20 protein-coding genes and 1 pseudogene are annotated in these 19,207 nt (G+C 72.6%); 7 read left to right on the top strand and 14 right to left on the bottom strand.

Translation table 11 applies throughout. From position 1 onward, the window contains the following. Nucleotides 1-33: 33 nt before the first annotated feature. On the bottom strand, nt 34-888 hold the full coding sequence (gene modB / locus D0Z67_RS03730; protein ID WP_031181986.1) for a molybdate ABC transporter permease subunit: 855 nt from the start codon (nt 886-888) through the stop codon (nt 34-36). Further along, complete coding sequence (gene modA, locus D0Z67_RS03725) at nt 885-1,706, bottom strand: molybdate ABC transporter substrate-binding protein (protein WP_031181985.1); 822 nt, start codon at nt 1,704-1,706, stop codon at nt 885-887. Before modA ends, modB begins: the two co-directional genes overlap by 4 nt. Nucleotides 1,707-1,884: 178 nt before the next feature. On the opposite strand from modA, the pseudogene D0Z67_RS03720 reads away from it, so the two are divergent. After that, nucleotides 1,885-2,229 (top strand): annotated as a pseudogene (locus tag D0Z67_RS03720) (hypothetical protein); the annotation flags it as partial. Nucleotides 2,230-2,249: 20 nt separating this feature from the next. Here the strand turns inward: D0Z67_RS03720 and D0Z67_RS03715 are convergent. From D0Z67_RS03715 to D0Z67_RS03695, 5 genes are all read right to left on the bottom strand, one after another. Next, complete coding sequence (locus D0Z67_RS03715) at nt 2,250-2,648, bottom strand: TOBE domain-containing protein (protein WP_031181983.1); 399 nt, start codon at nt 2,646-2,648, stop codon at nt 2,250-2,252. Nucleotides 2,649-2,706: 58 nt separating this feature from the next. Continuing rightward, nucleotides 2,707-4,659 (bottom strand): APC family permease, encoded by a 1,953-nt coding sequence (locus D0Z67_RS03710; RefSeq protein ID WP_031181982.1) that lies wholly within the window; start codon nt 4,657-4,659, stop codon nt 2,707-2,709. A gap of 366 nt (nt 4,660-5,025) precedes the next feature. After that, entirely contained in the window at nt 5,026-5,556 is a 531-nt protein-coding gene (locus D0Z67_RS03705; RefSeq protein WP_031181981.1) for a universal stress protein, read from the bottom strand. Nucleotides 5,557-5,741: 185 nt separating this feature from the next. After that, complete coding sequence (locus tag D0Z67_RS03700) at nt 5,742-5,942, bottom strand: DUF5999 family protein (protein WP_030808771.1); 201 nt, start codon at nt 5,940-5,942, stop codon at nt 5,742-5,744. A gap of 374 nt (nt 5,943-6,316) precedes the next feature. Then, a complete protein-coding gene (locus tag D0Z67_RS03695; protein ID WP_031181980.1) occupies nt 6,317-6,901 on the bottom strand; it encodes a hypothetical protein in 585 nt (194 codons plus the stop codon). Nucleotides 6,902-7,486: 585 nt separating this feature from the next. Between D0Z67_RS03695 and D0Z67_RS03690 the strand changes: the two genes are divergently transcribed. Then, on the top strand, nt 7,487-9,004 hold the full coding sequence (locus D0Z67_RS03690) for a glutamate-cysteine ligase family protein (protein WP_031181979.1): 1,518 nt from the start codon (nt 7,487-7,489) through the stop codon (nt 9,002-9,004). Nucleotides 9,005-9,183: 179 nt separating this feature from the next. Further along, complete coding sequence (locus D0Z67_RS03685) at nt 9,184-9,951, top strand: CPBP family intramembrane glutamic endopeptidase (protein ID WP_031181978.1); 768 nt, start codon at nt 9,184-9,186, stop codon at nt 9,949-9,951. 1 nt (nt 9,952) lies between these two features. Here the strand turns inward: D0Z67_RS03685 and D0Z67_RS03680 are convergent, their stop codons facing one another. The 5 genes from D0Z67_RS03680 to D0Z67_RS03660 form a co-directional block, all read right to left on the bottom strand. Then, nucleotides 9,953-10,765 (bottom strand): PhzF family phenazine biosynthesis protein, encoded by an 813-nt coding sequence (locus D0Z67_RS03680; RefSeq protein WP_031181977.1) that lies wholly within the window; start codon nt 10,763-10,765, stop codon nt 9,953-9,955. 88 nt (nt 10,766-10,853) lie between these two features. Continuing rightward, nucleotides 10,854-11,684, bottom strand: a complete 831-nt coding sequence (gene nadE / locus D0Z67_RS03675) for an ammonia-dependent NAD(+) synthetase (protein ID WP_031181976.1) — start codon at nt 11,682-11,684, stop codon at nt 10,854-10,856. An 88-nt stretch (nt 11,685-11,772) separates the two neighbouring features. Continuing rightward, complete coding sequence (locus D0Z67_RS03670; protein WP_031181975.1) at nt 11,773-12,354, bottom strand: DinB family protein; 582 nt, start codon at nt 12,352-12,354, stop codon at nt 11,773-11,775. Between the two features lie 66 nt (nt 12,355-12,420). Beyond that, entirely contained in the window at nt 12,421-13,158 is a 738-nt protein-coding gene (locus D0Z67_RS03665; protein ID WP_031181974.1) for a VOC family protein, read from the bottom strand. An 80-nt stretch (nt 13,159-13,238) separates the two neighbouring features. Beyond that, nucleotides 13,239-14,054: a class I SAM-dependent methyltransferase gene (locus D0Z67_RS03660; RefSeq protein WP_037775343.1), complete on the bottom strand. Its 816-nt coding sequence runs from the start codon at nt 14,052-14,054 to the stop codon at nt 13,239-13,241. 214 nt (nt 14,055-14,268) lie between these two features. Between D0Z67_RS03660 and D0Z67_RS03655 the strand changes: the two genes are divergently transcribed. Further along, complete coding sequence (locus tag D0Z67_RS03655) at nt 14,269-14,892, top strand: PadR family transcriptional regulator (protein WP_031181972.1); 624 nt, start codon at nt 14,269-14,271, stop codon at nt 14,890-14,892. Nucleotides 14,893-14,916: 24 nt separating this feature from the next. Here the strand turns inward: D0Z67_RS03655 and D0Z67_RS03650 are convergent, their stop codons facing one another. After that, complete coding sequence (locus tag D0Z67_RS03650; RefSeq protein ID WP_037775339.1) at nt 14,917-15,117, bottom strand: hypothetical protein; 201 nt, start codon at nt 15,115-15,117, stop codon at nt 14,917-14,919. A gap of 193 nt (nt 15,118-15,310) precedes the next feature. Here D0Z67_RS03650 and D0Z67_RS03645 point away from each other — a divergent pair, with 193 nt between their 5' ends. Together D0Z67_RS03645 and D0Z67_RS03640 are read left to right on the top strand one after the other, a co-directional pair. After that, the gene (locus D0Z67_RS03645; RefSeq protein WP_031181971.1) at nt 15,311-15,862 is read left to right on the top strand and encodes a Clp protease N-terminal domain-containing protein; all 552 of its coding nucleotides are present in this window, start codon (nt 15,311-15,313) and stop codon (nt 15,860-15,862) included. Nucleotides 15,863-15,932: 70 nt separating this feature from the next. Then, on the top strand, nt 15,933-16,925 hold the full coding sequence (locus D0Z67_RS03640; protein WP_382847025.1) for an EamA family transporter: 993 nt from the start codon (nt 15,933-15,935) through the stop codon (nt 16,923-16,925). 208 nt (nt 16,926-17,133) lie between these two features. Here the strand turns inward: D0Z67_RS03640 and D0Z67_RS03630 are convergent, their stop codons facing one another. Continuing rightward, entirely contained in the window at nt 17,134-17,820 is a 687-nt protein-coding gene (locus D0Z67_RS03630) for a pyridoxamine 5'-phosphate oxidase family protein (protein ID WP_031181969.1), read from the bottom strand. Nucleotides 17,821-17,868: 48 nt separating this feature from the next. On the opposite strand from D0Z67_RS03630, the gene D0Z67_RS03625 reads away from it, so the two are divergent. After that, a complete protein-coding gene (locus D0Z67_RS03625) occupies nt 17,869-19,197 on the top strand; it encodes an aminotransferase class I/II-fold pyridoxal phosphate-dependent enzyme (RefSeq protein WP_107059598.1) in 1,329 nt (442 codons plus the stop codon). The last annotated feature ends 10 nt before the right edge of the window (nt 19,198-19,207 follow it).

Below are 19,207 nucleotides of genomic sequence, written 5' to 3'. Positions count from 1 at the left end.
GCGTGGTCGGTGTCTTCCATCCTCGCGGCACCGTCACGCTCCCGTCATCCACCGGTCCCGCAGGCCCGCCAGTACCGCGATGGACACGGCCAGAAGGATCAGGCTGAGGGCGATGGCGGCCTCCGGGTCGTTCTGGAGGGCGAGGTAGACCGCGAGCGGCATGGTCTGGGTACGGCCCGGGAAGTTGCCCGCGAAGGTGATCGTGGCCCCGAACTCACCGAGCGCGCGGGCCCACGCCAGCACGGCGCCGGCGGCGATGCCGGGCGCGATCAGCGGCAGGGTCACCCGGCGGAACGCGGTGAAGCGGGACGCGCCGAGCGTGGTGGCCGCCTCCTCGTAGCGCGGGTCGGCCGCGCGCAGGGTGCCCTCGACGCTGATGACGAGGAACGGCATGGCGACGAACGCCTCCGCGACGACCACACCGGCGGTGGTGAACGGCAGGGTGATCCCGAACCAGGCGTCCAGCGACTTGCCGACGATGCCGTTGCGGCCCAGGGCCAGCAGCAGCGCGACACCGCCGACGACCGGGGGCAGCACCAGCGGCAGGGTCACCAGCGCCCGCACCAGGCCCCGGCCGGGGAACTCCGTACGGGCCAGCAGCCAGGCCAGCGGCACGCCGAGCACCAGGGCGACGGCGGTGGCCGCGGTCGCGCTGATCAGGGAGAGCTGGAGCGCCTGCCAGACCTCGGTGCTGGCCAGCTGGGACGGCAGGCTGCGCCAGGGGGCGCGGACCAGCAGGGCGAGCAGCGGCACCAGCAGGAACGCCATGGCGAGCAGGCCCGGCACCAGCAGCGGCAGCGGCACGCCGCGGCGGGCGGCGCGGACACGCGGGCGCCGCGGCCCGCCCTTGCCGGGACGGGCCGCGGCGGGCTGCTTCAACTCGGTCACGGCTTGAGGAAGCCGGCCTGGGCCAGCACCTTCTGGCCGTCGGCGGACTTGACCAGTGCGATGAAGGCGGCGGCCGCGTCGGCGTTCTTCGAGTTCTTCAGCGGGGCGATCGGGTAGTCGTTGATCGCGTCCTTGGACTCGGGGAACTCCACGCCCTGGACCTTGCCGGCGGCGGACTTCACGTCGGTCTTGTAGACGAGGGACGCGTCGGCCTCCTTCAGCTCCACCTTGTTCAGGGCGGCCTTGACGTCCTGCTCGTAGGAGACCGGGGTGACCTTGATGCCGCCGGCGTCGAGCACCTTCTGCGCGGCCGCGCCGCACGGCACGGTCTTGTCGCAGAGGACGACCTTGAGCTCGGGGTCGGTCAGGTCCTTCAGCGAGGCGACCTTGTCGGGGTTGCCCGGCAGGGTGGCGATCTCGAGCTGGTTGCGGGCGAAGGTCGACGGGGCGCTCGCCGTGTCCTTCTTGTCGGTGACGATCGCCATGGTCTTGGGGCTGGCGGCGGCGAACACGTCGGCCGGGGCGCCGCTGGTGATGCTGGCGGCGAGGGTGTCACTGCCACCGAAGTTGAAGGCGACCTTGGTGCCGGGGTGCTGCTGCTCGAACTGCCTGCCCAGCGTCGTGAAGCTCTCCTTGAGGGAGGCGGCCGCGAACACGGTGACCGTGCCGGACAGCTTGGGGGAGGCGGAGCCGGAGCTGTCGGCCTTGGCGGGCGTCGATCCGTCGGAGCTGGAGCAGGCGCTGAGGGCCAGCAGGGCGGCGACTCCCACACCGGCCAGCGGCAGCATCCGGCGGGTCCGGCGTGCGGAACGGGTCATCACGGTTTTCCACTCCTCGTCTCGGCGGAACAACGCGCTCGCGCCCTTCCAGGGGGCCGGGGATCGGCCACGAGGCCGATGATACTGCCGCATTTGCCAGACGTAAGTCAGGAGTCATGTCGCATGAGCCGCGTAGTTGTTATCGGAGGCTGGCATATGCGTTTGTCCAGAGGTGCCCGGGGGGCGGCTGTATCACGTACTGACGGACGCGGGACCGGGATTCGATCCGGTGCGGCGCAAGGACCGGCTGAGATTTCTCATTTCCGTTACCGGCACCGACGGCCATCGGGCGGTGCTGAGCTGGGCGGAGATCGACCCGGACTTCGCGGACGCCCCCGTACTGCTCGCCGTCACGATCGACGGGACGCCGCTGGACGCGGCCGGACCGCAGCTGGTGCTGCCGCAGGACCGGTGCGGCGCCCGGCACATCAGCGGGATCACCGGTATCCGGGTCGACGGGGACTACCACTTCGGCGCCGCTGCCCCCGTCCCGTCCGACCGGGCGACGCTCGCGGCGAGCTGACGGGCCGCCGGCGCCCGCGCTCAGTAGCGGTCGATGTGCACGTTGGTCGACTTCACGCGCGCGGTGGCCTCCATGCCGACCTCAAGGCCGAGTTCGTCGACCGCCTCGCGGGTCAGCAGCGAGACCAGCCGGTGCGGCCCCGCCTGGATCTCCACCTGGGCGGCCACGTCGCCGAGCTTGATGGCGGTGACGATGCCGGGGAACGCGTTGCGCACGGAGGTGACCGACGTCTCCTCCTCTGCCGTCCCGCCCCCCTGGGCCAGCTCGACGGAGAACGCGGCCAGGTCCTGGCCGGCGATCAGCCGCCGCCCGGACTCGTCCCGGTGGGTGGCCATCCGGCCGGCGTCGGCCCAGCGGCGGGCGGTGTCGGGGCTCACGCCGAGGAGCCGGGCTGCCTGGCCGATCGTGTAGGACTGCATGCTGGTCACCATAAATCGAGAGATCGGCGGCCGGGCACCGGGGCGGGCTCCGGACGGGTCAACCGGTGTGCACGCGGGGGCGGCGGGCCCGGTCCGGCTCCGCCTCGCGCAGCACCTCGCGGGTGACCGGGGCGACCTCGCCCTGGCCGAAGAGGAAGAAGCGCAGGAAGTTGGCGAACGGGTTGCCCTCGGTCCACTCGAAGAAGATGTGCGGCGTACGCCCGGTCAGGTCCCGTACGTGCAGCAGCAGGGCGGCGAGACCGTTGGGGATGGAGGAGGACTCCACCGTCAGCACCCGGTAGCGGTTGTGCAGCACCTCGCCGCGCACCGTCAGACACGTCTCGAACTCCGAGGGGTCGCCCACCGTGACCTCGACGAAGACGAAGTCCTCCTGCTCGGGCATGTCGTTGTCGGTACGGATCTGCTCGATCTTGTCGCGGTACTCGGCCCGGTCGCGGTTGTCGGGCTCGTTGGCGATGAACCGGATCTTCCGGCTGGCCATGTCCCGGACGAACCGTTCCGCCATCGGGTCCATCGCCACGCTGGTCACCCGCAGCTCGAAGGAGCGGGCCAGCCGGGAGAGCAGCGAGACCAGCATGATGCCCGCGATGAAGCAGGCGCCGATCTTCACGCCGTCCGGGCGCTCGATGACGTTGGCGACCGTGGTGTACAGGAACACGGCGGAGATGACGCCGAAGCCGATGGTCCAGCCGCGCTGGCCGGCCTTGCGGGCGGCGATGGTCACCGCGATGGCGGCCGAGCTGATCAGCACCAGCACACCGGTCGCGTAGGCACCGCCCTGCTTGTCCACGTTGGCGTCGAACAGCCAGGTGACCAGGAAGGCGATCAGGATGAAGACGATGACCATCGGCCGCACCGCGCGGGCCCAGTGCGGGGCCATGCCGTACCGGGGGAGGTAGCGGGGCATCAGGTTGAGCAGGCCGGCCATGGCGGAGGCGCCCGCGAACCACAGGATGGCGATGGTCGAGACGTCGTACACCGTGCCGAAGGCGTTGCCCAGGTATTCGTGGGCGAGGAAGGCGAGAGCGCGGCCGTTGGCCTGGCCGCCGGGCTTGAACTCGGCGGCCGGGATGAGCAGCGTGGTGATGAAGCTGGTGGTGATCAGGAAGCAGCTCATGATCACGGCGGCGGTGGTGAGCAGCTTCTTGGTGTCCCGGATACGGCCCGCCGGGCGTTCCTCGGTGTCCCCGTCCTCGCCCTGGACGTGCGGCATCACGGCGACCCCGGTCTCGAAGCCGGACAGGCCGAGGGCGAGCTTGGGGAAGACGATCAGGGCCACGCCGATCATCACGAAGACGTTGCCGTGCTGGACCGTCAGGGCGTCGGCCCAGTCGGTGACCACGTGCTCGGCGGTCAGCACGTGCCACAGACCGGTGATCACCACGACGACGTTGAGCGCGAGGTAGATGCCGACCAGGGCGACCGCGACGCCCATGGCCTCCAGGAAGCCCTTGAGGAAGACCGCGCCGAGCAGCGCCACCAGGATCAGCGTGATGAGCATCTGGTGGCCGCCCAGTGTGCTGGTCAGATGCGGGTTCTCCACCAGGTGGGTGGAGGCGTCGGCGGCGGAGAGGGTGATGGTGATCAGGAAGTCGGTGGCCGCGAACCCCAGCAGGGTCAGCACGAACAGCTTGCCCTTCCAGAAGGACAGCAGCCGCTCCAGCATGGCGATCGAGCCCTGCCCGTGCGGGCTCTCCTGCGCCACCCGCCGGTACACCGGGAGGGCGCCCGCCAGGGTGACGACGATCAGCACGATGGTCGCCAGCGGGGAGAGCAGACCGGCCGCCAGGGCCGCGATGCCGGGCTGGTAGCCGAGGGTGGAGAAGTAGTCGACACCGGTCAGGCACATCACCCGCCACCAGCGCTGGCCCTGGTGCGGGGGTTTCGGCTCGGCGTGCGGACCGGTCAGACCACCCCGCTTGCCCATGTCGGAGAGCCCCTGCAGCATCCAGCCGCGCAGACGGCTGGGAGGGTGCTCGGTCGTGGCCATCGGCGTGCTCCAGGTGGTGCGGCTCGGCTGCCTGACGATCACTGCCCGCGGTCGCGCGGACAGCCGGACCAGCGTATGCGGAGAGTGATGCTCACCCCATTGATTAGCGGCTGGGGAGGCGTCAATCCTGCGTTAAGAATGGGCCGACGGAGGCTGCTGACGCACCGATAAGTGAAGGCCCGGAGCCTGCGTGGACATGGGGCGCGGTGTGCGGACGGCGCCGGGGGAGAGGGGGTCGGGGCTCCGGGAGCGGACACCGAGCGTCATCTCGGGGAAGATCGTCGGGCGGTCGTCCGCACGGTGTCCATGCTGCCTCGCGCGGGAGCGGTCCGCAGCCCAGCGCTCGGGAGGCCGGCGCACGGGAGGTCAGAGGCCGCGGATGTCCATGCGCCAGTGCCAGGCGTTGCGCCGGTGCACGGCCGTGAGGTCGGACTCCAGCGGGGAGGGCGGCACCGCGAGCACAGGGCAGCGCGCGTGGGCGAGGCACTGCCGGGAGACCCGGCCGGAGAAGGCCCGGCGCAGCCCCCGGCGGCCCGCGCCGACCACCAGCAGGTCGTCCTCGCGGTCCGCGACCGCCAGCAGCGCCCGGCCCGGGGTGCCGCGCACGATCACCGCGTGCAGCGGGAGGCCGGGGCCCACCTCGCCGAAGAGGTCGTCGAGCAGGGAGGTCAGCCGGTGTTCCGCCAGCCGCTGCCACTCCCCGGTCAGCGGGTCAGCGACGGGGGAGCGCCGGCCGGTCGGATCGCCGCCGGGCGGCGTCCAGGCCAGTACCGGCCACAGCTCGGCCGCGAGCCGGTGGGCGAGCGCGGTGGCCCGGCGCAGGACCGTGACGCTGCCCAGGGAGCCGCTCACACCGACGACCACCCGGCTGGCCAAGGGGGCGTCGTAACCGGACATCACTTCACGCTCCTCGGGGAGGGACCGCTCGCGCATCCTGGTTCCATCCCACCCCCGTCCGGCCGATTCGACCAGCCGGCGCCCCCTGCACCGGCTCCGGACGCGCGTCGGGGCCGGTGCGCACCGTGTGTGCGTCCGGCCCCTCTGTTCGTCGGGCGGCCTCGTGGGACCGCCTCGGGCGCTGCTCAGGCGGCGGTCATGAGCGCGCCGAGCGGGCGGTGGGGGGCGATGACCCGGCCGTCGGGCAGCAGCTCACCGGTGTCCTCGAAGAGCAGAACGCCGTTGCACAGCAGACTCCACCCCTGTTCCGGGTGGTGCGCCACGAGACGGGCCGACTCGCGGTCGGCGGACTCGGCTGGCGGGCAGGTCGGTTGATGCTGGCACATGGGCGGGATCTCTCGCTTTGTCGTGGTCATGTCCGTCCCCCGTGGTGAAACATCGGTCGGAATCCAGTGTTGCCCGCTGGGCGTCGTTCCGCAGGGATTTCGCAGCACCGCTCCTTACTCGTTCATGACGCGTCACTCTCGCGGACGGTTCAATCCAACCGCACTGTCCCTTTGGGTGGTTCGGTGTGACCGGAAAGGGCTAGTCCACTTGGGGGAGTAGCGGCTATTCGCTCGTAGGAGCGGGCAATTACTCGCACGAGCGAAATGTGTGGGGCTCACGGGAATGCGCGCGTCCCGGGCAGGAATCCGGCGTACCCGGAGAAAAGCCCGTACCCCGCTTCCGCGCCGGGAAGCGGGGTACGCGAGGGGTCCGGTCAGGCGGGTGAGCCGAGAAGGGGCACGGGAGTCGCACGATGGGTCAGCACCGGCAGCAACTCCGAGACCCGGTGGGGCCGGTGGGCCCGGATGCCGGGCGGAGCCGGGGCGAGCGGCACCAGGAGGTCGGTGGCCTCGGGGTGGCCCTCGGCCGGGTCGGCCGTCGGGTCGCCGTGCAGCCACAGGGTGAGCATGTACAGACCCGGCACCGACAGCAGGCGCGGCTGGTAGGGCTGGAGCAGCGCCTCGGCCTGCTGGAGCGCGCGCTCGGTGGACGGGACGTAGGGGCCCTCGAAGAAGTGCGAGAAGGCCCAGCCGTCCGGGGTGAGCACGGTGTCGGCCGCCGCCACCGGACGGTCGCCGGCCCGGATGACGAACCGCCAGCCCGTCAGTCGCGTCGCGGACAGGCCCTCGGGGGTGATGTGGTCCAGCACGTGCAGGGCGAGCGGGAGTTCGGGCGTGACCGGACCCTGCGCGGCACGCAGGGTGGGGGTGCGCGCCTCACGGACCGCGGTGGGGGAACCGAGGGCCGTGAGGACGGAGTGCAGTGCGGGCGCGGGCGCGGGGGGCACGTACAGCGGCATGGTGGGTCGCCTCTCGTTCGACAGGCGCGGCGGCGCGAGGAGGGTGGGGCGGGGCGGACGGCACTGTCTGCTCACAGGTGGAGGGCCGGGGGCGGCGGAGGTCCGGAGCGGACGCGAGTGCGACGGAGATCAGCCGGTCGTCGACCGACGGCCGGGAATGCGGCAAGAACGCGTCAGAAACCGGTACCGAGGCACCATCCTTCGGCCCTGTGGGCGAAGTTTATACGACACGTGTTCACCGGTTGTTTCGGCTATCCGATTCCACCGGTTGGGGCAAGGCGATATCCGGTCGCGGATACGTGTTGAACATCCCGATTTCCCGGCCGCGGGTGTCCGCTGACCTCGCCGGACCCGGCTCACGCGGTCGGCCGATTGTCGTCGGCGTTTTTCACGAGGCGATCAGGGCACCCGAAGATGCGTGATGCGGCATGCCTCGTGAATGTGCCGCAGGACACTTCCGTCAGAATAATGGGCGGCGAGGCCGGATGCGGCGTTATCGATCGCTTCCGCTGGGCATCATCCCAACCGATCCGGGAGCCCCGGCGGCCGGACCCTCGGGCCGCCCATCCGAGGAGGGACACTTCCATGGGGGAGAAGGTCGTGGCAGGCCCGTTCGACCTGTCCGATCGCCAGCGCTACCGCGAAAAGCTCCAGAAGTGCCTGGCGGGACTGGAGCGGCTGCTGGCCGAGAAACGGTTCGACCGTCCCAAGAACCTGATGGGACTGGAGATCGAATTGAATCTCGCCGGCCCCGACGGTATGCCGAGAATGCTGAACGGCGAGGTACTGGAGCGGATCGCCAGCCGCGATTTCCAGACCGAGCTCGCCATGTTCAATCTGGAGGTCAACATAGCCCCACATCGGCTGGGCGACCGGGTATTCGACCGGCTCGCGGAGGAGCTGCGCACCTCCCTCGCCTACGCCGACCGCAAGGCGGGCGAGGTGGACGCCGGAATCGTGATGACCGGCATCCTGCCCACGCTCGGCCGGGACGACCTGGTCTCGTCCAACCTCTCCGAGGTGGACCGGTACGCCCTCCTCAACGACCAGATCGTGGCCGCGCGCGGTGAGGACTTCCGGCTCGACATCGAGGGCGTGGAGCATCTGCGCTGCACGTCGCGCTCCATCGTCCCCGAGGCGGCCTGCACCTCCGTGCAGCTCCATCTCCAGGTGACGCCCGACCGGTTCGCCGACGTGTGGAACGCGGCGCAGGCGGCCTCGGCCGCGCAGATCGCGGTCGGCGCCAACTCGCCGTTCCTGTTCGGGCACGAGCTGTGGCGCGAGTCCCGGCCGCCGCTCTTCCTCCAGGCCACCGACACCCGCCCGCCCGAGCTCCAGGCCCAGGGCGTGCGGCCGCGCACCTGGTTCGGCGAGCGGTGGATCACTGGCGCCCTCGACCTGTTCGAGGAGAACCTGCGCTACTTCGCGCCCCTGCTGCCGATCTGCGACGACGAGGAGCCGCTGGAGATCATCGACGCCGGCGGTGTGCCCAAGCTGGCCGAACTGGTCCTGCACAACGGCACGGTGTACCGCTGGAACCGTCCCGTCTACGACATCGCCGACGGCGTACCCCACCTCCGGGTGGAGAACCGGGTGCTGCCCGCCGGGCCCACCATCACCGACGTGATCGCCAACGCGGCCTTCTACTACGGGCTGGTGCGCGCGCTCGCCGAGGAGTCCCGCCCGGTATGGTCCCGGCTGCCCTTCGAGGCCGCCGAGGCCAACTTCGACGCGGCCTGCCGGTACGGCATCGACGCCCGCTTCACCTGGCCCCGGCGCGGCCGCTACGGCGGTACGGCCGAGGTCGACGCGGTCACCCTGGTCCGCGACGAGCTGCTTCCCATGGCCGCCGCGGGGCTGGACGCGTGGGGGATCGAGGCGGCCGACCGGGACTTCTACCTCGGGGTCATCGAGGAGCGGTGCCGCAAGCGGGTCAACGGCGCCTCTTGGCAGGCGGCCACCTTCCACCGGGCGCTGGAGAAGGGACACAGCCGTCAGGAGGCGCTCGCCGCGACGACGCGCCGGTACGCCGAGCTGATGCACGCCGGGGAACCGGTGCACACCTGGCCGGTGGGGCTGCCGGAGCCGGTGCCGCTGGGCTGAGGACGCTTTCGCGGGCACGGCCGTACGCGGGTCTCCGCGTGCGGCCGTGCCGTGTGCCACCCGGTGCGCGGGTGGGCCGGGTCCTTCTGCGATCCTTTGCCCGAACGCAGGCGCGCGGGGGCAGGTCGAGCCGCCCGGCGCCCGGAACGCGGGTGGAGGCGGAACCGGTGGCCGAGTCCATGGCATGGCAGCAGCCCTCCCGGCGGATGCTGCGGGACGAGACGCTGATCGTGCTGGCGCTCTCGCTCGGGGCGAGCGGGGTGTCCGCGCTCATCAGCTTCATCGGCTCGGTCACCAAGCCCGGAGGGCTCAAGGACCAGGCGGCCACGCTCAACGCCTCGGCCGCGCCCGGCCGGCCCTGGCTCGACCTGGCCTGGCAGCTGTTCGGGATCGCGTCCGCGCTGGTGCCGGTGGTGCTGGTCGCGTATCTGCTGTGCCGGGAGGGCGAGAGCCTGCGCGTGATCGGCTTCGACCGGGGGCGGCCCTGGTCCGACCTGGCACGGGGTGCCGCCGTCGCCGCCGTGATCGGCAGTACCGGGATCGCCTTCTACCTGGCGGCACGCGGACTCGGCTTCAACCTCACCGTGGTGCCCGAGGCGCTGCCCGACGTGTGGTGGAAGTACCCGGTGCTGGTGCTGTCCGCGGTGCAGAACGCGGTGCTCGAAGAGGTCATCGTCGTCGGCTATCTGCTGCGCAGGCTGGGCCAGTTGGGCTGGAGCCCGGGGACCGCGCTGGTGGCCAGCGCGGTCCTGCGGGGCTCGTACCACCTCTACCAGGGCATCGGCGGCTTCATCGGCAACCTGGTGATGGGCGTGGTCTTCGTCTGGCTCTACCGCCGCTGGGGCCGCGTCGGCCCGCTGGTCGTCGCCCACTCCTTGCTCGACATCGGCGCCTTCGTGGGGTACGCGCTGCTGGCGGGCAAGGTGGGCTGGCTGCCGACTCCCTGAACTAGGCGAGGAGTTCGCCGTCGATGACGGTGACCGCGCGGCCCCGGAGGAGGGTTCGGGTGCCGCGCAGGCCGGTGTGGATCAGGCCGGTGCGGCGGGACGCCTGGAGGCCGGTGAGGTCGTCGCGGTCCAGGCGGGCGGACCAGTAGGGGGCGAGCGCGGTGTGGGCGCTGCCGGTCACCGGGTCCTCGTCGATGCCGACGTTGGGGAAGAAGCAGCGGGAGACGTAGTCCGAGCCCAGGGTGGGGTCCTCGGCGCGGGCGGTCACGATCACGCCCCGGCTGGAGCAGCCGCCGAGTTCCCGGTGGTCCGGGGTCAGCTCCAGCACGGTCTTCTCGTCGGCCAGTTCCACCAGCAGGTCACCGACGTCCGGCCCGGTGTCGAACACGGCCACCGGCTCCGCGCCCAGCGCGTCGGCGAGCCCCGCCGGGGCCGCGACCTCGGTCAGCGGGGCGGTGGGGAAGTCCAGCGTGATCTCCCCGTCCTCGTGCGGCGTCGCGATGACGACCCCGCTGCGGGTGGCGAACCGTACGAGGCCCTCATGGGTGCCGGTGGCGTACAGCACGTGCGCGGTGGCCAGCGTGGCGTGCCCGCACATCGCCACCTCCGTGACCGGGGTGAACCACCGCAGCGCCCAGTCCGCTTCCCCGCCCTCGGGCAGCCGGTGGGCGAAGGCCGTCTCGGAGTGGTTGACCTCGGCGGCCACCCGCTGGAGCCAGTCGTCGTCCGGGAACGGGTCGTCCAGGAGCAGGACCCCGGCGGGGTTCCCGGTGAAGGGGCGGTCGGCGAAGGCGTCGACGATTCGGATGCGCATGCGCAGACCCTAGGCGGTCCGACGTCCCTGCGGCCAAGGCCAGTTGAGCGGGAGTGGCCTTGGCCAGGCGGGACTTTCCGGACACGGCCTAGGGAGCCAGCGGGAGCTGCCGCTTGTGTTCGGTGTGCCGGTAGCGGGTGACGATCGTGGTGTAGGCGGGGTCGGAGACCGGCTTGCCTTCCAGGAGGTCGTCGATGTCGTCGTAGGTGACGCCGAGGGCGGTCTCGTCGGCCTTGCCGGGGTCGAGGGTCTCGAGGTCGGCGGTGGGGGTCTTCCAGATCAGCTCGGCGGGGGCGCCGAGGGCCTCGGCCACCGCGCGGACCCGGCGCTTGGTGAGGCCGGTGAGGGGGACGACGTCGGCCGCGCCGTCGCCGTACTTGGTGAAGAAGCCGGAGACCGCCTCCGCCGCGTGGTCGGTGCCGACGACCAGGCCGTCCTGGGCGCCGGCCACCGCGTACTGGGCGATCATGCGCTGGCGGGCCTTGATGTTGCCCTGCACGAAGTCCTGGTGGTGCGCGTCGCGGAAGTCGATGCCGCCGGCCACGACCGCGTCCAGCGCGGCGTCGCTCGCGGGGCGGATGTCGACGGTCAGGGTGCGGTCGGGGCGGATGAAGCCGAGCGCGAGCTGGGCGTCGGCCTCGTCGGCCTGGACGCCGTACGGCAGCCGCATCGCGTAGAAGGTCGCCTCGTGGCCGGCCGCGCGGGCCCGCTCGACGGCGAGCTGGCACAGGCGGCCCGCCGTGGTCGAGTCCACCCCGCCGCTGATCCCGAGCACCAGGGAACGCAGGCCCGTGGAGGTCAGGCGCTCGGCGAGGAAGGCGGTCCGGCGCTCGATCTCCCGCTCCGCGTCGAAGGACTCGGGCACCTGGAGCTCGCGGGCGATCTCCATCTGCTGCGGCGTGGGGGCCAGGTCGGTCATGCTGCTCGTTCCTCACACTTCGGCGGCGGCCCTCACCTGCGGGCCGCTGCCATTCTGGCAAACGCCGGGCGGGCCGGTACGCGACGGGTCACGCGTCCCGCGCCGCGCGCTCCACGCGTGCCCGGTGCACCACCCACCAGACGGGGTCGTCCGACGGCATGCTGGTGTTCTCCCGGTCCATCCCGGTCGCGCCGTCCACCAGTTCCCGGACGATGTCCGCGTGCCCGGCGTGCCGCTGGGTGTCGGCGAGGACGCGTACGACGGCGTGGTGCAGGGTCATCTCGTCCCGGCCGCTCGGCCACCAGGGCACCCGGCCGACGGTGTCCAGCGGGAGCGCCTCGATCGTCGCGTCCGCGTGCGCCCAGGCGCGCCGGTACAGCTCCACGATGTCCGCGCGCGACTCCTCGGCGCCGGCCCACATGTCCGCGTTGACCTCGGCGCCCTCCGCGAGCCACGGCAACGGCTCGGCCGAGGGCCGTCCGAAGGTGTCCCCGAGATACCCCAGTTCGACCCCGGCCGCGTGCTTCACCAGCCCCAGCAGGTTGGTGCCGGTCGGGGTGAGGGGGCGCCGGGCGTCGTACTCCGAGAGCCCGTCGAGCTTCCAGAGCAGTGCTTCCCGGGCGGACCGCAGATAGCGGAGCAGGTCGGCCTTGGGATCAAGGGTGGTCATGGGGTGGGTCCGTCCCGCTGGTCGTCGGCCGGGGTCTCCCGGCGGTGGATGGTCAGGCGGTGCGCACTACAGCGGGACCAGCAGGCAGAACTCGTTGCCCTCCGGGTCGGTGAGGACGGTCCAGGAGACGTCGCCCTGGCCGAAGTCGAGGTCGGTGGCGCCCAGCGCGCGGAGGCGGGCGGCCTCGGCGGCCTGGTCGTCGCCGGGGTAGGGGCGGAGGTCGAAGTGGACGCGGTTCAGGCCGGTCTTCGCGTCCGGGGTGCGGATGAACTCCAGGTAGGGGCCGACGGCCTTGGCGGAGCGGAGGCGGGCGACGTCGTCGGTGACCTCGTGCACGTTCCAGTCCATCGCCTCGCCCCAGAACCGGGCCATGGCGCGCGGGTCCGCGCAGTCGACGACCACCGCGGCCACGGGGCCGGTGTCCCGGTACAGCTCCCGGGGCTCCAGCACGCAGAACTCGTTGCCCTCCGGGTCTGCGAGGACGGTCCAGGGGACGTCGCCCTGGCCGATGTCGACGGGCGTGGCACCCAACTCCCGCAGCCGGGACACCAGTTCCGCCTGGTGGGCCTCGGAGGTGGTGGCGAGGTCGAGATGGACGCGGTTCTTCACCGTCTTGGGGACCGGGACGGTGAGCACGTCGATGCAGACGGCCTCGGGGGAGGGGTACGTGACGCCCCCGGGCTCGACATTCGTCTCGTCGGCCGTGTCCCCTGTGACCTCCCACCCGAGCGCCTCCGCCCAGAACCGCCCGAGCGCCGACTTGTCCGCGGCCTTCATCGAGATCTGCACCAGACGTGTCGTCATGCGGGGGATCGTATGCCGGTGCGGCGAAGGGCGGCCAGCGCGTTTCCCGGTGTCGTGTGCCGGCGCTTCGGTGAGGCGCTCTACCCGCGGACGGCCGAGACGAGTCCGCCGGGACGTTCCTCGCGCTGCGGCGGGGTGGTGATCGGGCGGCCGTAGGCGGCAGCGCGCTCGCGCAGGGTGTGGCTGTCGGCCTTCCAGCCGTGCCCGGCCAGCCAGCCCACCGGGTCGTCGGGCATCTCCGAGACCCACAGGGAGGCGGCCGACCCCGGCACCGCGTCCGCACCGAAGCGCTCGATCACGCCACGCGAGCCCAGTGTCAGCCCCATCCGGCTGCCTGCCGCCGACCGCGCGCCGATCCGGGCCAGCAGCAGTTCCACCGCGTCCTCGGGCAGATAGATCAGCAGTCCCTCGGCGATCCACACGGTCGGCGCCGCCGGGTCGTGCCCCGCGGCGGCCAGCGCCTCCGGCCAGTCCTCGCGCAGATCCACCGCGACGGTGATCCGCTCGCAGCGTGGGACGGCGCCCTCCTGGCGCAGCACCGAAGCCTTGAAGTCCAGGGGTGTGGCGGTGTCGACCTCGAACAGCCGGGTGCCCTCGGGCCAGTCGATCCGGAAGGCCCGGCTGTCCATGCCGGCGCCGAGCAGCACGACCTGCCGGACTCCGGACGCGGAGGCCTCCTCCAACAGGTCGTCGAGGAACTTGGTCCTGATGACGATGGAGAACGACACGGCCAGCCGGCGGCGGCGCGCGGCCTCGTCGTCGTGCGGCGGCGGCGAGGAGGGCCACAGGCCACCGGCGGTGGCGAAGGCCCGTGCCAGCGGGTCGCGGAACAGGGCGTTCTCCCGCTCGCTCTCCAGCGCCCGCACCTTGGCCACCCCCACCGCCGTGGCCCACACTCCCGACGGCCGCACCCGCTCCTGTTCGTCAGTCACCTCGCCAGCGTAGGCGGAGCCGCCCGCGCCCTCCGCCTCCGGTCCACCTGCCGGTGGCCACCGGTCCCTTTCTTCGCCGAGGGGCTTGTCGGTGAGTGAGTTAGCGATATATCGTTGACGTGTCGCGTAAGGAACGCGATCGGATGTGATGGATCGACGACAGAACGGAGTGATCGTCATGCACGGTCATGGATTTCACCGAGGGCACTGGGGTGCCGGTCCGGGTGGGCATGGTCGGCCGGGGTTCGAGGGGGAGCGGGGGGCGTTCGGGCCCTTCGGGCCGGGGGGACCTGGGTTCGGCGGGCCGATGTTCGGCGGGCCCGGGTTCGGGGGTGGTCGTGGGCGCGGTGGGCCGAGGGGGAGGGCGCGGCGCGGTGACGTGCGGGCCTCGATCCTGGCGTTGCTCAAGGACCGCCCGATGCACGGCTACGAGATGATCCAGGAGATCGCCGAGCGCAGTGGCGGCGCGTGGAAGCCGAGCCCCGGCTCGGTCTACCCCACGCTGCAGCTGCTGGAGGACGAGAGCCTGATCGCCAGCGCGAGCGAGGGCGGCAAGAAGCTGTTCGCGCTCACCGAGGCCGGCCGTACCGCCGCCGAGGAGGGGCCGGACGCCCCCTGGGAGGAAGCCACGCGAGGTGTCGACTGGGAGGCGCTCAGCGAGATCCGTCAGGCCGGGTCCGGTCTGATGGAAGCCTTCGGGCAGGTCTGGAAGACCGGCACCAAGGAGCAGCGGGAGAAGGCGCTGGCCGTCCTCAACGACGCCCGCAAGAAGCTGTACCTCATCCTCGCCGACGAGGACTGAGCCCTGGCCGGCGAGTGCCGGGGCTCAGGCCGCCGGCACCCGGCGTATCACCGCCGCGTCGAACAGGTCCCACGCCCGGGGGAAGGGGCCCTCGTCGTGGCAGTGCCAGGCGTCCCAGAACAGGTCGGCGGGCAGTGCGTCCCCCGGGGCGTACACCCGGTAGACGTACTGCTTGCCGTCGACCGCCGGCAGGCCGACCAGCCAGCACGGGCATCCTTCCTCCACTTCATGTGAGACGTGTGGGGGAGCCGTGTGGTTGCGCCGGAGCGCGTCACGGACCCGGCGCGCCCCCGGGAAGGGAGGCGCGGCCTCATCCGTGAGGAGGAGACGGCGTACGCCGGTCTCCACTCTGCGTGGGACGCGCGAATGGTTCTGCTCGCGGATGTGAAGGGACCGCCGTGACTGATGGGGTGGGAGCGTGGAACCCCGTACAGCCGGTCGGACCGCACCCGACGAGGGCGGCGCCGGCGCTCCGGACGACACCGGACTCGACGCGACGCTCGCCGCGGTCGTCGCCGGTGCGCGCCGCCGCGCCGTGCGGGACGGCGACCGGCAGATCGACACCGCCCACCTGCTGCACTCGCTCCTGGACGCGGACCCCGAGGCCCGCTCCGCCATCGGCCCCCAACTGATCCGGCTGCTCGGCTACTTGGTGCAGCGCAGTATCGGCTACGGGCTCGGCTGGCAACGGGTGGCGGAGGGCGGCGGCACACCGGGTGCCGTGCCCAGACCCGTGCGGGGCGACGGCACCTTCGAGGGGCCCGAGCGCTGGTCGCCCCTCGCGGCCGAGGCCATGCGGGAGGCCCGGCGCCGCGCAACGCGCCGGGGCGGGCACCACGCCGGCGGCCTCGATCTGCTCGCCGCCCTGGCCACCGACCCGCGCTCCCGCGCCGTCGAGGTGCTGGAGCACGCCGGAATCCCGGCGGGCGTCCTGGCCGCCGGGAAGGCGCCGCGCGGAGCGGGCGGCTGAGCCTCGTCCACCTGCTGAGACAGGTGTCAACAGGGGTGAAGCTCATGTCATCGCCTGTCATCATGTGCGCGTGCGTACGTCCGGAAACAGTGGGAGCGGCCGGAGCGCCGGCCTGGGCCTCGCGCTGGTCTCGGCCCTGGCCTTCGGCGGGTCGGGAGTCGCGGCCAAGCCGCTGATCGAGGCGGGCCTGGACCCGCTGCACGTCGTCTGGCTCCGGGCGACCGGCGCCGCCCTGGTGATGCTGCCCCTCGCCGTACGGCACCGCGCGCTGCTCCGGCACCGCCCGGCGCTGCTCGCCGGGTTCGGGCTGCTCGCGGTGGCCGGGGTGCAGGCGTGCTACTTCGCCGCGCTCTCCCGTATCCCGGTCGGGGTCGCGCTGCTGATCGAGTATCTGGCCCCGGCGCTGGTGCTGGGCTGGGTGCGGTTCGTGCAGCGGCGGCCGGTGACCAGGGCGGCCGCGCTCGGTGTGGTCCTCGCGGCCGGCGGGCTCGCCTGCGTGGTCGAGGTGTGGTCCGGGCTGCGCTTCGACGCGCTCGGCCTCTTGCTCGCGCTCGGGGCCGCCTGCTGCCAGGTCGGCTACTTCGTCCTGTCCGACTCGGGCGGCGACGCGGGGGAGCGGGCCCCCGATCCGCTCGGCGTGATCGCGTACGGCCTGCTGGTCGGCGCCGCCGTGCTCACCCTCGTCGCGCGGCCCTGGACCATGGACCGCTCGGTGCTGACCGGCACCGCGCACCTCGACGGCACCCCGGTGCCCGCGCTCGCGCTGCTCGTCTGGATCGTGCTCGTGGCCACGGTCGCCGCCTACGTCACCGGGGTGCTGTCGGTACGGCGGCTGTCGCCGCAGGTCGCCGGGGTCGTCGCGTGCCTGGAGGCGGTCATCGCCACGGTGCTGGCCTGGGTACTGCTCGGCGAGCATCTGTCGCTGCCCCAGGTGGCCGGCGGCGCGGTCGTCCTCCTCGGGGCGTTCATCGCGCAGTCCTCGGCGCCGGCCGGGGGTACCCCCGCCCCGGCCGCGGAGGGCGGTGCGGAACGGGAGCTGTCGGCGCGGGGGACCGCCGCCTAGGTCGTGTCCGGAAAGTGGCGCCGTTTGCCCGGAGGGCAGGGCTCGCGGCGTCTGGTGCGTGCGCTCGCAAGGCGGAGGGTCGTCCTCGTACTGGGCGTACGAGGACGATCCCGACAACGCCGCTGGGGGTCCCCCCTGCTCGCAGAGCTTGGGGGAACGTGCCAGGCGTCGCGAGCCAGGCGGGACTTTCCGGACACGGCCTAGGGGATCACTTCGTCAACTCGGTGAGGTAGCCCGGCAGTTCGGTGCCGGGTGCCAGGTCGGGGTCGGCGAGCGGGGCCGCGTAGGTCTTCTGTACGGGGACGACTCCGGCCCAGTACGGCAGGGTGAGGTCCTCCGGCTCGTCGCCGACGCCGCCGGTGCGGGCCTTGGCCGAGACCTCCTCCAGGTCCAGCCGGATCACGGCGGTCGCCGCCAGTTCCTTGCGGTTGGCGGGGCGGGAGTCGGCCGAGCGGCCCGGCACCACCTGATCCACTATGGCGTCCAGCGCGACCCGGCGTTCCTCGGGGTCGGTGACCTCGTGGGCTACGCCGTGCACCACCACCGAGCGGTAGTTGATCGAGTGGTGGAAGGCGGAGCGGGCCAGCACCAGCCCGTCGACATGGGTGACCGTCAGGCACACCGGGAGCCCCGGATCGGCGGCGCCGGTCATCCGCAGCGGGCGCGACCCCGTCGACCCGTGCACGTACAGCCGCTCGCCGACCCGGCCGTACAGCGTGGGCAGCACCACGGGGGCGCCGTCGCGGACGAAGCCGAGGTGGCAGAGGTAGCCCTCGTCGAGGATCGCGTGCACCGTTTCCCGGTCGTACGACGCCCGCTGCGGGGCCCTGGTGGGCACGGTGCGGTCGGTCGGTGCGTAGTCGGCCTGCGGCGCTGCCTGTCCGGTGCCCTGCATGGCGGCCCTCCCTGGACTGCTGGATTGCACTAGTGCATAATTATGTTTGTGCTAGGAGAGTATCCGATTCAGGGGCGTGGCGCAGCGGAGATCGCGGCCAGCGTCGAACACGCGGTCGGCTCGGGCGAGCTGCTGCCGGGGCAATCGCTGCCGCCCATGCGGGAGTTGGCGGCCCGGCTCGACGTCAATCCCAATACGGTCGCGGCCGCCTACCGCACCCTGCGCGAGCGCGGGGTGATCGAGACCGCCGGCCGCCGGGGCAGCAGGGTCCGCCCCAAGCCCGCCACCACCGGCCGCGACGAACTGCGTCTCGACGTGCCCGAGGGCGCGCGCGACCTGTCCACCGGCAACCCCGACCCGGCGCTGCTCCCCGCCCTCGGCCCGGCGTTCGCGGAAGCCGCCGCCCGCGCGGACCGCGCCCCGGCGCTCTACGGCGACGACCCGGCCGACCCGGACCTCGTCCGCGCCGCCCGCTCCGCGCTGGACGCGGACGGCGTCCCCGCCGGGCCGCTCACCCTCACCTCGGGCTCGCTCGACGCCATCGAGCGTGTCCTCGCCGCGCATCTGCGCCCCGGCGACGCGGTCGCCGTGGAGGACCCCGGCTGGGGGAGCGTGCTGGACCTGATCCCGGCGCTCGGGCTGCGGCCCGTCCCCGTCGGCGTGGACGACGAGGGCCCGCTGCCCGCCGAGCTGGACGCCGCCCTGCGCGCCGGTGCCCGCGCGCTGCTCGTCACCACCCGCGCCCAGAACCCCACCGGCGCCTCGGTGAGCGCCGGCCGCGCCCGTGAACTGCGTGCCGTGCTGCGCGAGCACCCCGGCACCGTGCTGATCGAGGACGACCACGGCCACGGCTTCGTCGACCTCCCGGCCCACCCCCTGGCGGGCGCCACCCCGCACTGGGCCTTCGTCCGCTCCGTCTCCAAGACCTACGGCCCCGACCTCCGGCTCGCCGTCCTCGCCGGGGACACCCGCACCGTCGACCTGGTGCGCGGACGCCAGCGGCTCGGTCCCGGCTGGGTGAGCCATCTGCTCCAGCGCGCCGTGGCCCGCCTCTGGGCCGACAGCGCGGTGGGCCCCGAGGCGGCCGCGTCCTACAGCACGCGCCGTGGGCGGCTGCTCGACGCCCTCGCCGAGCGCGGCGTCACGGCCTGCGGCCGCAGCGGCATGAACGTCTGGGTCCCGGTCCCCGACGAGACCGGCGCCGTCGCCCGCCTCCTCCAGTCCGGCTGGGCCGTGGCCCCCGGCGCCCGCTTCCGCCTGGACTCCCCGCCCGCGATCCGCATCACAGTCTCCCCGTTGGCCGAGGCGGACATCGCCCCGCTGGCCGACGCGGTGGCGGCGGCGGTACGGCCCTCTCTGGCGCGGTCGTACGGGTAGGCGCCGCGGT

Origin of the sequence: Streptomyces seoulensis (assembly GCF_004328625.1) — a bacterium.
GTDB classification, from domain to species: domain Bacteria; phylum Actinomycetota; class Actinomycetes; order Streptomycetales; family Streptomycetaceae; genus Streptomyces; species Streptomyces seoulensis.
This window is presented reverse-complemented; position numbering and strand designations above follow the sequence as displayed.